Origin of the sequence: Actinomadura sp. HBU206391 (genome assembly GCF_014323665.1) — a bacterium.
Classification (GTDB): domain Bacteria; phylum Actinomycetota; class Actinomycetes; order Streptosporangiales; family Streptosporangiaceae; genus Actinomadura_C.
Genome location: NZ_JABVEB010000180.1, coordinates 1 through 11,545, shown reverse-complemented (window position 1 = coordinate 11,545; position 11,545 = coordinate 1). Strand labels below are relative to the sequence as shown.

Sequence of the window (11,545 nt, the reverse complement as noted above, 5' to 3'; positions counted from 1 at the left end):
TGCCCGATGACGTGCCGTTGCCGGCCGAGCCGGTCGATCTCCACCTCGACGACGTCGCCCGCCGTCAGATAGGGGATGTCGTCGGCGCCGAGGGCGACCCCCGCTGGCGTGCCCGTGTCGATGACGTCGCCGGGTTCGAGCACCATGAACTGGCTGAGGTACCACACGACATGGTGGACCCCGAAGATCATGTTCTTGGTGTGGCCGTTCTGGCGGAGCTCACCGTTGACCCACAGGCGCAGCCCGAGCTCCTGCGGGTCGCCCGCCTCGTCCGGGGTCACCAGCCACGGACCGAGCGGGTTGAAGGTCTCGCAGGACTTGCCCTTGTCCCACTGGCCGCCGCGCTCGAGCTGGAACTCGCGCTCGGAGACGTCGTCGGCGATGGCGTACCCGGCGATGACGCCCGCCGCCTCCTCGGGCGAGCCGAGATAGCGGGCGGTGCGCCCGATCACGACCGCGAGCTCCACCTCGTAGTCGGTCTTGGTGCTGCCGCGCGGGACCAGGACGGTGTCGTCGGGCCCGACCACGGTGTTGCTCGCCTTCATGAACACCACCGGCTCGGTCGGAGGCGTCGCGCCGGTCTCGGCCGCGTGGTCGCTGTAGTTCAGCCCGATGCACACGACCTTTCCGGGCCTGGCGACCGGGGCTCCGAACCGTGCTCCGGCGAGGTCGACCGGGGGCAGTTCCCCGGCGTCCAGCGCGCGGCGGGCCCGCGCGATGCCGTCACCGGACAGGAACGTGCCGTCGATGTCCGCGGTCAGGGCCGAGAGGTCGTGGCCCTGCCCGTCCTCGCCGAGTACGGCGGGCCGTTCCCGGCCGGCCGGTCCGGTGCGTGCGAGACGCATGCTCACTCCTTGCTGTCGATCGGGTGATCCCGGGGGTCGAGATCGTCGAGCTCGTCGTCGGTGCCGTCGAGGCCGCCGGTCCCCGCCTCGCTGAGCGCGGTGCGCAGCCAGGTCTCCGAGGCGTTGAGGTGCATGAGGGCGGTGGCCTGGGCGAGCGTGGGATCGCGGGCCTCCAACGCATCGTAGATCGCTTCGTGCTCGGCCAGCGTCGTGTGGACGGCGTCGGCCTCGACCAGGCCCCGCCATGTCCGCAGCCGCAGGGTGCGTCCGGCGATGCCCTCCAGCAGGGTGGTCAGGGTCTCGTTGCCGGTCGCGGCCACGACGGCGCGGTGGAACGCGGCGTCGATGTGGGTGAGTTTCTCCACGTCGTCGCGGGCGGCGCGCATGGCCTCCAGGTGCCCGCGGATCTCGGCGAGGCGGGCGGGGGAGACCCGCGTCGCGGCGAGCGCGGTGGCGACCGGTTCCAGCAGCCGCCGCACCTCGACGACCTCACGGAGCGAGTCGGCCCGCAACAACTCGACGGCCAGCCCGACCCCTTGGAGGAGCAGGCGCGGTTCCAGGCTCGTCACGTACGTTCCGTCGCCCCGGCGCACGTCGAGCACCCGTGCGACGACGAGCGCCTTGACGGCCTCGCGCAGGGGGTTGCGGGAGACGCCGAGCTGCGCGGCCAGTTGCGGTTCGGGGGGCAGCCGGGAGCCGGGCGGTAGCCGGCCGGACTGGATGAGCCGCCGGATGCGGGAGATGGCGACGTCGGTCAGGGGCACCGGGCGCACCATGTCCTCGCCTGCGCTGGAGGGGGAGGCGCTCACGCCGGAAAAGGTAACAGACATCCCATGTCCAGGAAACCTCAGCGTTTGTGCGGAACTTCCAGCAAGAGTCATACATCGGGTTAATAGCCTGTGGTTTGACGCCTTCGAAGGGTATATGTCGAGCTAGTTAACAAAAGCTATGGGATGTCTAGACACGAAGCTCCTCGCGGGCCTATAAAGACATCCCATGTTCATGATGCGATCGCTGCATCACGCCGAACCATCCAGGGGGTCCGACGCCATGTGCGACAGCGCGGCGCGACCACGGAAAGCCCGGTGGACGTGACTGATCTGATCTCCGCGGTCGACGCCTTCGACATACGGTTCCCCACCTCGCGGGATCTGGACGGGTCCGACGCGATGAATCCGGAGCCGGACTACTCCGCCGCCTACGTGGTGGTCCGTACGAGCGGTGGGGACGAAGGGCACGGGCTGGCGTTCACCGTCGGCCGCGGCAACGAGATCGAGGTCGCCGCGATACGGGCGCTGGCCGCGCTGATCGTCGGCCTTCCCGTGGCGGAGGCCCTGGCCGACCTCGGCGGCGTGTCGCGCCGGCTCACCGGCGACAGCCAGCTCCGCTGGCTCGGCCCGGAGAAGGGCGTCATCCACATGGCCGCCGGGGCCGTGCTCAACGCGCTGTGGGATCTGCGCGCCCGCCGGGAGGGCAAGCCCCTGTGGCGGCTGCTCTCGGACCTGACCCCGCGGGAACTGGTCGACCTCGTCGACTTCCGCTACCTCGACGACGCCCTGACGCGGCAGGAGGCACTCGACATCCTGACCGCGAGCGAGCCCGGCCGGGCCGAGCGTACTGAGCGGCTGCTCGCGGACGGCTATCCCGCCTACGCCACCACCCCGGGCTGGCTCGGCTACACCGACGACAAGCTCACGCGGCTGGCGGTGGAGGCGGTCGCGGACGGCTTCGGCCAGATCAAGCTCAAGGTGGGCGCCGACCTGGCCGACGACATGCGGCGGCTGCGGCTCGCCCGCGAGGCCGTCGGCCCCGGGGTGCGCATCGCCATCGACGCCAACCAGGCGTGGAACGTCGGGCAGGCCGTCGAGTGGCTGAGGCCGCTGGCGGAGTTCGCGCCGTACTGGATCGAGGAGCCGACCTCGCCCGACGACGTGCTCGGCCACGCCGCCATCCGCCGGCAGGTCGCCCCGATCAAGGTCGCGACCGGGGAGCACACCCACAACCGGATCATGTTCAAGCAGCTGCTCCAGGCGGGCGCCATCGACATCCTCCAGCTCGACGCCACGCGCGTCGCCGGGGTCAACGAGAACCTCGCGATCCTGCTCCTCGCCGCCAAGTTCGGCGTGCCGGTCTGCCCGCACGCCGGCGGGGTCGGCCTGTGCGAGATGGTGCAGCATCTCGCGATGTTCGACTACGTCGCGGTCAGCGGCTCCATGGACGACCGGGTCATCGAGTACGTCGATCACCTGCACGAGCACTTCACCGAGCCGGTCGTCATCCGGTCCGGCCGCTACCTCGCGCCCGAGGCCCCCGGCGCCGGGGCCATGCTGCGTCCCGAGTCCCGAATCGAGTACGGCTATCCCGACGGCGCCCAGTGGGCAGGCCGTGTCCCGGAGGCGGTGAGCCCATGAACCAGCCCATCGATCCCATGGACGGCCGGCCCATCGACCCCATAGAGGGCCAGGACCCCCTGGAGGGGGAGTTCCACGGCCTGGCGGCGGTGGTGACCGGAGGCGCCTCCGGCATCGGGCTCGCCACGGCGACGCTGCTGGCCGCGCGGGGAGCGCGGGTGGCGTCCCTGGACCTGCGGCCGGAGGTGCCCGGGCCGCTGGTCGGGCTGAGCGCCGACGTCACCGACGACGGCTCGGTGCGCGCCGCCGTGGCTGAGGCGGCGCGGCGGCTCGGCGGCATCGACATCCTGGTCAACAACGCCGGCGTCGGCGCGCAGGGCGGGGTCGAGGCCAACGACGACGAGGAGTGGCATCGGGTCTTCGACGTCAACGTCGTCGGCATGGTGCGGGTGGCCCGCGCGGCACTGCCGCACCTGCGGGCGTCCGAGCACGCCGCGATCGTCAACACCTGTTCCATCGCCGCGACGGCGGGGCTGCCCGACCGGGTGCTGTACTCCGCGACCAAGGGCGCGGTGCTGTCGATGACCCGGGCGATGGCGACCGACCTCATCCCCGACGGCATCCGGGTCAACTGCGTCAACCCCGGCACAGCCGACACCCCGTGGATCGGGCGGCTGCTGTCCCTCGCCGACGATCCCGACGCCGAGCGGGCGGCGCTCGAAGCCCGTCAGCCCCTGGGCCGGATGGTCGCCGCCGACGAGGTCGCCGGCGCGATCGCCTATCTGGCGAGCCCCCGGTCCGCGGCGACGACCGGCACCGATCTCGCCGTGGACGGAGGCATGAACGGGCTCCGCCCGAGGTCGCGCGACCGCGCGACCTGACAGCCGACCATCGGGGGTCAGCCGAAATCGAGGAGTGGCACATGAAACGTTCGAAGGCCGCCGCCGGGCTCGTCCTGGCCCTGACCGCGTGTCTGCTCTCGGCGTGCGGCAGCGGCGAGTCCGGCGCCGGCGGCGCGGCCGCCAAGCCCGTCGTGGGAGTGGACTACCCGCGCTCCGACACCGACTTCTGGAACTCCTACATCAAGTACGTCCCCCAGTTCGCCGGTGAGCTTGGCGTCGAGCTCAAGACCACGAACTCGCAGAACGACGTCGCGAAGCTCACCTCCAACGTCCAGACGTTCATCAGCCAGGGCGTGAAGGGCGTGGCGATGGCGCCGCAGGACACCGCGGCCATCGCGCCAACGCTGCAGACCCTGAGCGCCAAGAAGATCCCGGTCGTCGCGGTCGACACCCGTCCCGACCAGGGCGACGCCTACATGGTCGTACGGGCCGACAACCGCGCGTACGGGGAGAAGGCCTGCCACTTCCTCGGCACCAAGCTCAAGGGCAAGGGCAAGGTCGTGATGCTCCAGGGCGACCTGGCGTCGATCAACGGCCGCGACCGCACCGAGGCGTTCAACGAGTGCATGAACAAGAGCTACCCCGGCATCAAGGTGTTCGGTGAGGACACCAAGTGGGACGCCGCCGTCGCGTCGCAGAAGCTGCAGACCGACCTCACCGCCAACCCCGACATCAAGGGCGTCTACATGCAGGCAAGCTTCGCGCTCGCCGGGACCCTGCAGATCCTCAAGCAGCGCGGCCTGCTCGTGCCGCCGAGCGACCCCAAGCACGTCTTCGTCGTGTCCAACGACGGCATTCCGCAGGAGCTGAAGGACATCGCGGCGGGCACCATCGACGCCACCGTCTCGCAGCCCGCCGACCTCTACGCCAAGTATTCGCTGTACTACGTAAAGGCGGCGATCGAGGGCAAGGAGTTCCAGCCCGGCAAGACCGACCACGACAGCACGATCGTCCAGGTCCGTCCCGGCCTGCTGGAGGACCAGCTCTCGGCGCCGCTGGTCACCTCCGACGGAGGTACCTACGGTGGGATCCCCAGCCTCAAGTCCGACGACAAGTCGCTCTGGGGCAACAACCTCTAGAAGGGGCGGTAGGAGTGACTGAGGCGGCTACCGGGCCGGCGTCCGCGAGGGCGCCGGACCCGGCCGGCCCCGCCGTGGCCGAGGCGGTGGGGGTCACCAAACGGTTCGGTGAGACGGTGGCGCTGGACCGGATCGGCATCACCGTCCGGCCGGGGGAGACGCACGCCCTCGTCGGGCGCAACGGCGCGGGCAAGTCGACCCTCGTCTCCATTCTCACGGGGCTCCAGACCCCGGACGCCGGCTCGGTGAGCTTCGGCGGGCGGCCCGCCCCGCGGCCATCGGATCGGGCGGCCTGGCGCGAGCAGGTGGTGTGCGTCTACCAGAAGTCCATGATCATTCCCGAGCTGACCGTCGCCGAGAACCTCTATCTCGGCCGGCCCGACCGCGGCGCGGGAGGCCTGATCAGCTGGTCAGGCATGCGCCGCAAGGCGCGTGAGCTGCTCGCGACCTGGTCGGTCGAGGTCGACGTCCGGATGCCCGCGGGCGAGCTGACCGTCGAGCAGCGGCAGTTCGTCGAGATCGCCCGGGCGCTGTCGTTCGGCGCGCGGTTCATCATTCTGGACGAGCCCACCGCGCAGCTCGACGGCACCGCGATCGCCCGGCTGTTCGGCCGGATCCGCGCGCTACAGGAACAGGGCGTCACGTTCCTGTTCATCAGCCACCACCTGGAGGAGATCTACGAGATCTGCGACACGGTGACGGTGTTCCGGGACGCCCGGCACATCCTCACAGCGCCGGTGGCCGAGCTGCCGAGGGCCGATCTCGTCGCGGCGATGACCGGCGAGGCCACCGGCCTGCAGAGCGCCGCGAAGCGGCCGGGTGCCCGGGCGGACGCCGGCGTCGCGTTGGACGTGCGCGCGCTGTCCTATGACGACGTCTACCGGGACGTCGCCTTCCAGGTCGGGTCCGGCGAGATCGTCGGGCTCGCCGGGGGCGGTGGCAGCGGGAAGACGGAGGTCGCCGAGACCATCGTCGGCCTGCGCGCCGCGAGCACCGGGACCGTGGAGATCCACGGAAGCCGGCCGAGCCCGGGCAGCGTGCCGGGCGCGTTGCGCGCCGGGGTGGGGTTCGTGCCCCAGGACCGCCACCACCAGGGGCTGGTCTCGATGATGTCCATCGCCGACAACGCGACGATGTCCATCCCCGGCAGGCTCGGCAGGGCCGGATTCATCGACGGCCGCCGCCGCGACGAACTCGCCGCGAGGCTCATCTCGAATCTCGCGATCAAAACGCCCGGCCCGCGGCTGCCGGTGTCGGGTCTGTCGGGCGGCAACCAGCAGAAGGTCGTCATGGCCCGGGCGCTGGCGGGCGACCCGCGCCTGCTGGTGCTGATCACGCCCACCGCCGGGGTGGACGTGCGGTCCAAGGAGTTCCTGCTCGCCAAGGTCGAGGAGGTCGCGGGCGCCGGCACCGGTGTCGTGATCGCCTCGGACGAGCTGGACGATCTGCGTCTGTGCGACCGGGTGCTCGTGATGTTCCAGGGCCGCGTCGTCACCGAGATGGCGTCCGGCTGGAACGACCACGAGCTCGTGGCCGCGATGGAAGGAGTCGACATCGATGCCTGACACCAGGACCGTCCCCGCCGGGCCCGCGTCCGAGGGCGCGCCGGCGCCGCCGAGCGCGCGGCAGTTCGGCCGTCTCGGAGGCGGGATCAGCCTGGTCCGGCTGCGTGACTTCGCCCTCGTCCCCGCGATCATCGTCATCGCGATCATCGGGCAGATCGTCAACCCGATCTTCCTGCGGAGCGACAACCTCATCAACATCCTGCAGACCATGTCGGAGGTCGCGCTCCTCGTGCTGGCGCAGACCATCGTGCTGGTCACCGGCAAGATGGATCTGTCGCTGGAGTCGACGTTCGGGCTGGCCCCCGGGGTCGCCGCGTGGCTGACCGTCGCCGTCGGCGCGGGTCACGGTCTCGGCCTGGCGCCGGGCGCCTGGGCCATCCCCATCACGCTCGCGGTGGGGGGCCTCATCGGGATCTTCAACGCGCTGCTCATCGTGCGGTTCGGACTGCACGGCTTCATCGTGACGCTCGGCATGCTCATCGTGCTTCGCGGGCTGCTCACCGGCATCTCCGGCGGGCAGACGTTCTTCAACCTGCCGGCGTCGATGATGTACCTCGGCACCACGAGCTGGTTCGGCCTGCCCGTCTCGGTCTGGCTGTGCTTCGCGTTGTTCGCGGCCGGCATCGTGGTCCTCGGCCACACCTCCTTCGGCCGGGCGCTGTACGCCATCGGCGGCAACGTCGACGCCGCCAAGGCGGCGGGCATCCGTACCGACCGGGTGCTGTGGATCGCGCTGACCTCGGCCAGCGTGCTCGCGGCACTGGGCGGGCTGCTGTTGTCGGGCCGGCTCGCGTCGGTCGCCGCCTCGCAGGGCGACGGCGCCATCTTCACCGTCTTCGCCGCCGCCGTCATCGGCGGGGTGAGCCTCGCCGGCGGCAAGGGCACGGTCTTCGGCGCCTTCACGGGCATCCTTCTGCTCTACATGATCCAGAACGTGCTCACCCTGGCCGGCGTCCCCGCGCAGTGGATCGGCGCCCTCAACGGCGGGATCATCCTCGTCGCCCTCGTGCTCTCCCGCATCACCGGGGGCAAGGCCCAGGAGTGATCCGGGCGATCGGATGGCTAGTGCTCATGACGGCGGGAACAGGTCACCGCACCGCCGGGCGCCCTCCGCCACCGTGCCTCGATCCCTTAGAGTCGGATCCTCAGAGTCCGAATCGGATTCTTGCCGAGTCGGACTCCAGGATTCCGCCGGATCCCTGGAGGTCGTGATGGCCGAACTGCTGCTGCCCCATGCCAACGCCGCGCCGGACGAGCCGGCCCTCACCGACGAATGGGGCACGACGACCTGGCGGGAGTTCGACCAGCGGGTCAACCGGCTGATCGGCGTGTTGCGCGGGCTCGGGCTCGGCGTCGGCGACACGATCGCGATCCACTCGGGCAACCGCCGCGAGTACTTCGAGCTCATGGCCGCGGCGACCCACGCGGGACTGCACTACGCCATGGTGAACTGGCACTGGACCGCCGAGGAGCTGCGGTACGTGCTGATGGACTCCGGCGCGGTCGTGCTGTTCTCCGAGGCCGCCTTCGCCGATGTTGCCACCGCGGGGGCGGAGGGCGTCGATCTGAAGGCCCGTGTGGCGCTGGGCGGGGAGATCCCCGGTTTCACCGCCTACGAAGAGTTCGTCGCGGGCGGATCGCCCGAGGAGCCCGCGGACCAGACCCTCGGCGTCACCCTGATCTACACCTCCGGCACCACCGGCCGGCCCAAGGCGGTGCGCCGCAAGCTGCTCGCCGCCGGCATCCCGGTGGCCACCATGAAACTGATCACCGACGTCTTCGCCGAGATCCTCCTGATCCCCGCGCACGGCCGCACCCTGCTGGTCGGACCGGTCTACCACTCGGCCCAATGGCTGTGGTCGTACGGGCTGCTGGTGGCCGGGCGGTCGATCGTCATGCGGCAGGTGTTCGACGCGGCCGAGACGCTGCGGCTCATCGACGAGCACCGCATCACGAACGTGCACCTGGTGCCGACTCAGTTCGTACGCCTGCTGCGCCTGGACGAACGGACCCGCGCGGGCTTCGACGGGTCCAGCCTGGCCGCCGTCTGGCACGGAGCCGCACCGTGCTCCCGGCAGGTCAAGCGGCAGATGATCGAGTGGTGGGGCCCGGTCGTCCATGAGTACTACGGGTCGACCGAGTCGGCGGTGAACACCGTCGTCACCGCGGAGGAATGGCTCGCCCGGCCCGGCACCGTCGGGCGGCCGCTCCCGATGACCGAGGTGCACGTCCTGCTGGCGGACGGCACGCCCGCCGCGCCAGGTGAGCGGGGGCAGCTGTGGTTCCGCTACACGAGCGGTGACGACGTCGAGTACCACGGCGACGCGGACAAGACCGCCGCGATGCACCGCGACGACGGGCTCTTCACCACCGGCGACATCGGATACTTCGACGCCGAGGGCTATCTCTTCCTCGCCGACCGGGCCATCGACATGATCATCAGCGCCGGGGTGAACATCTATCCGGCCGAGATCGAGGGCGTCCTCATCACCCACCCGGCCGTCGGCGACGTGGCGGTCTTCGGCATCCCGGACGAGGAATTCGGCGAGCAGGTCAAGGCCGCGGTCCAGCTCGTCGACGGCGCCACCCCGTCGGACGGGCTGGCGGAGGAACTGGTCGCCCACTGCCGCGCCACGCTGGCCGGTTACAAGGCGCCGAAATCGGTGGACTTCGTCACCGAGATGCCGCGCACCCCGACCGGCAAACTGTACAAGCGCCTGCTCAGGGACCCGTACTGGGCGGACCGGGAGCGGGTGATCTGACCCGCCCGGGTACCCTGCGGGGAACGTGATCGGGACGGCGACGGGATCCGCATGCTGCTGAGGGACGAACGGCGGGAGCTCTGCGCGGTCGGGCGCCGGACCGCCGAGACCGGGCTGGTCATCGGGGCCGCGGGCAACCTCAGCGTGCGCGTCGGCGACCTGGTGGCCGTGACGCCGAGCGGAGTGGAGCTCGACCGGCTGACGCCCGAGGGCATCCTGGTGGTCGACACCGAGGGCCGGGTCGTGGAGGAGGACGGCGAGGGAGTTCCGTCCTCGGAGACCCCCATGCACCTGGCGATCTATGCCGCGACCGACGCGGGGGCGATCGCGCACACCCATTCCACCTATGGCGCCGTCGTCGCCGCCACGATGACCGAGCTGCCGGCGATCCACTACTACACCCTGCTGCTGGGCGGCGTAGTGCGGGTCGCCGACTACGCCGCGTACGGCACCGGCGAGCTGGCCGCCAACGTGCGGGCCGCGCTCGACGGCCGGCGCGCGGCCCTCATGGCCAACCACGGCGGGGTGGCCGTCGGCGGCACGCTCGCCGAGGCGTACGAGAACGCACGGCTGCTGGAGTGGCTGTGCGGCGTCTACGTACGGGCCAAGGCGATCGGCGAACCGCGCCTGCTCACCGAGGCCGAGCTCGGCGAACTGACCGCCCGCGGGTTCGGCCCACCTGCCTTCCCACCCCGATAGCCCTCGTTCGGGGCGATCCAGGCACGGCCGCGCAGGGCTGAGTGCCGGCGCGCCTCCACGTCGCCGGCCGGGGTGCGATCATGTGACGGTCAGGGCAACGGACGTGGAGGGCTGCTCATGAAACTCGGTCTGCACATCTCCGATTTCACCTGGCCCGGCGGGCCGCGCGGCCTGCGCGCCGACCTGGCCGGCGTCGCCCGTGCGGCCGAGGACGCCGGCTTCGACCGGGTCAGCGTCATGGACCACTTCTGGCAGATCGGCGTGATCGGGCCGCCCGAGCACGAGATGCTCGAGGCCTACACCACGCTGGGTTACCTCGCGGGCCAGACCTCCCGGGTGAAGCTCCTGACCCTGGTGAGCGGTGTCGTCTACCGCGAGCCCGGTCTGCTGGCCAAGATCGTGAGCACACTGGATGTGCTCTCGGGCGGCCGCGCCATGCTGGGTCTCGGTGCCGCCTGGTTCGAGGACGAGGCGCGCGGGCTCGGCCTGCCGTTCCCGCCGCTGGCCGAGCGGTTCGAGCGGCTGGAGGAGGCCCTGCGGATCTGCCTGCGGATGTGGAGCGCGGACGCGGACGCGTTCGAGGGCGAGCACTACCGGCTGGACCGTACGCTCAACGTCCCGCAGCCGCTGTCGGCACCCCACCCGCCCATCCTCATCGGCGGTTCGGGAGAGAAGAAGACACTGCGGCTCGTGGCCAAGTACGCGCAGGCGTGCAATCTCTTCCCCGGCCCCGACCTGACGCACAAGCTCGATGTGCTGCGCGAGCACTGCGAGCGTGAGGGCACCGATTACGACGCGATCGAGAAGACCGTGCTGTTCAACTTCGATGTGGGCGAACGCGGAGAGAACGCGGGCGCCATCGTCGACGCCCTGGGCGGCCTGGCCGAGCTGGGGTTCCAGGTCGCGCACGGCAGCGTCAAGAACATCTCGGTGATCACTCCCCTGGAGGTGCTCGGACGAGAGGTGGTCCCGGCGGTCGAGGCTCTCTGAGACCGTATTCTCGATTGCTCCGCGCCTGTATCTGGCCCAGCCATCGGTCGGCCGGCAGTTGCAGCGGCTGGAGGCCAAGGTCGGCGTACGCCTCGTGCACTGGTCTTCGCGGAAAGTGGAGCTGACCGCCGCCGGGGTGGTGTTCCTCCGTGAGGTGGAGCGGATCTTCGAGGACGTCAAGCGATGGCATCGGTCGTGCGCCGGTGTGGCGTGAGCCGCTGGATTTCTATTCCTTGGGTTGCGCCCTGCGGGCGTCGCGCCACTGCCGCTGCAGGTGTGTGATCCGTTGTAGGGCCGTCTTGAAGTTGGTGTATTCCTCTGTGCCGAGTGCCTGTTCGTGGCGGTGCTCAAT

Annotated in this window: 11 protein-coding genes; 9 read left to right on the top strand and 2 right to left on the bottom strand. The window is 70.6% G+C overall.

Annotated features, from left to right (window positions below; translation table 11 throughout):
• The coding region (locus tag HKK72_RS29815) for a fumarylacetoacetate hydrolase family protein (RefSeq protein ID WP_187237770.1) at nucleotides 1–845 on the bottom strand (845 nt) is incomplete at its 3' end.
• 2 nt (nucleotides 846–847) lie between these two features.
• Nucleotides 848–1,654 carry a FadR/GntR family transcriptional regulator gene (locus HKK72_RS29810; protein WP_222721302.1) on the bottom strand — a complete coding sequence of 269 codons (807 nt, stop codon included), beginning with the start codon at nucleotides 1,652–1,654 and terminating at the stop codon, nucleotides 848–850.
• A 276-nt stretch (nucleotides 1,655–1,930) separates the two neighbouring features.
• Between HKK72_RS29810 and HKK72_RS29805 the strand changes: the two genes are divergently transcribed.
• The 9 genes from HKK72_RS29805 (at nucleotide 1,931) to HKK72_RS29765 (ending at nucleotide 11,407) form a co-directional block, all read left to right on the top strand.
• The gene (locus tag HKK72_RS29805; protein WP_315987509.1) at nucleotides 1,931–3,256 is read left to right on the top strand and encodes an enolase C-terminal domain-like protein; all 1,326 of its coding nucleotides are present in this window, start codon (nucleotides 1,931–1,933) and stop codon (nucleotides 3,254–3,256) included.
• The gene (locus HKK72_RS29800) at nucleotides 3,253–4,077 is read left to right on the top strand and encodes an SDR family NAD(P)-dependent oxidoreductase (protein WP_261987326.1); all 825 of its coding nucleotides are present in this window, start codon (nucleotides 3,253–3,255) and stop codon (nucleotides 4,075–4,077) included. Before HKK72_RS29805 ends, HKK72_RS29800 begins: the two co-directional genes overlap by 4 nt.
• 41 nt (nucleotides 4,078–4,118) lie before the next feature.
• On the top strand, nucleotides 4,119–5,177 hold the full coding sequence (locus HKK72_RS29795) for a sugar ABC transporter substrate-binding protein (RefSeq protein WP_187237768.1): 1,059 nt from the start codon (nucleotides 4,119–4,121) through the stop codon (nucleotides 5,175–5,177).
• Between the two features lie 14 nt (nucleotides 5,178–5,191).
• On the top strand, nucleotides 5,192–6,742 hold the full coding sequence (locus HKK72_RS29790) for a sugar ABC transporter ATP-binding protein (protein WP_187237767.1): 1,551 nt from the start codon (nucleotides 5,192–5,194) through the stop codon (nucleotides 6,740–6,742).
• Entirely contained in the window at nucleotides 6,735–7,787 is a 1,053-nt protein-coding gene (locus tag HKK72_RS29785) for an ABC transporter permease (protein WP_187237766.1), read from the top strand. The genes HKK72_RS29790 and HKK72_RS29785 overlap by 8 nt, the downstream gene beginning before the upstream one ends.
• A gap of 166 nt (nucleotides 7,788–7,953) precedes the next feature.
• Entirely contained in the window at nucleotides 7,954–9,504 is a 1,551-nt protein-coding gene (locus tag HKK72_RS29780; protein WP_187237765.1) for an AMP-binding protein, read from the top strand.
• A 51-nt stretch (nucleotides 9,505–9,555) separates the two neighbouring features.
• Nucleotides 9,556–10,203 (top strand): class II aldolase/adducin family protein, encoded by a 648-nt coding sequence (locus tag HKK72_RS29775; protein ID WP_187237764.1) that lies wholly within the window; start codon nucleotides 9,556–9,558, stop codon nucleotides 10,201–10,203.
• 117 nt (nucleotides 10,204–10,320) lie between these two features.
• The gene (locus HKK72_RS29770) at nucleotides 10,321–11,193 is read left to right on the top strand and encodes an LLM class F420-dependent oxidoreductase (RefSeq protein WP_187237763.1); all 873 of its coding nucleotides are present in this window, start codon (nucleotides 10,321–10,323) and stop codon (nucleotides 11,191–11,193) included.
• A gap of 13 nt (nucleotides 11,194–11,206) precedes the next feature.
• Nucleotides 11,207–11,407: a LysR family transcriptional regulator gene (locus HKK72_RS29765; RefSeq protein WP_187237771.1), complete on the top strand. Its 201-nt coding sequence runs from the start codon at nucleotides 11,207–11,209 to the stop codon at nucleotides 11,405–11,407.
• Nucleotides 11,408–11,545 lie beyond the last annotated feature (138 nt).

What these genes read in the sequence shown, in the direction of transcription:
- HKK72_RS29800 (WP_261987326.1), top strand. Translation starts at nt 3,253, where the DNA reads ATGAACCAGCCCATCGATCCCATGGACGGCCGGCCCATCGACCCCATA.
- HKK72_RS29795 (WP_187237768.1), top strand. Translation starts at nt 4,119, where the DNA reads ATGAAACGTTCGAAGGCCGCCGCCGGGCTCGTCCTGGCCCTGACCGCG.
- HKK72_RS29785 (WP_187237766.1), top strand. Translation starts at nt 6,735, where the DNA reads ATGCCTGACACCAGGACCGTCCCCGCCGGGCCCGCGTCCGAGGGCGCG.
- HKK72_RS29780 (WP_187237765.1), top strand. Translation starts at nt 7,954, where the DNA reads ATGGCCGAACTGCTGCTGCCCCATGCCAACGCCGCGCCGGACGAGCCG.
- HKK72_RS29775 (WP_187237764.1), top strand. Translation starts at nt 9,556, where the DNA reads ATGCTGCTGAGGGACGAACGGCGGGAGCTCTGCGCGGTCGGGCGCCGG.
- HKK72_RS29770 (WP_187237763.1), top strand. Translation starts at nt 10,321, where the DNA reads ATGAAACTCGGTCTGCACATCTCCGATTTCACCTGGCCCGGCGGGCCG.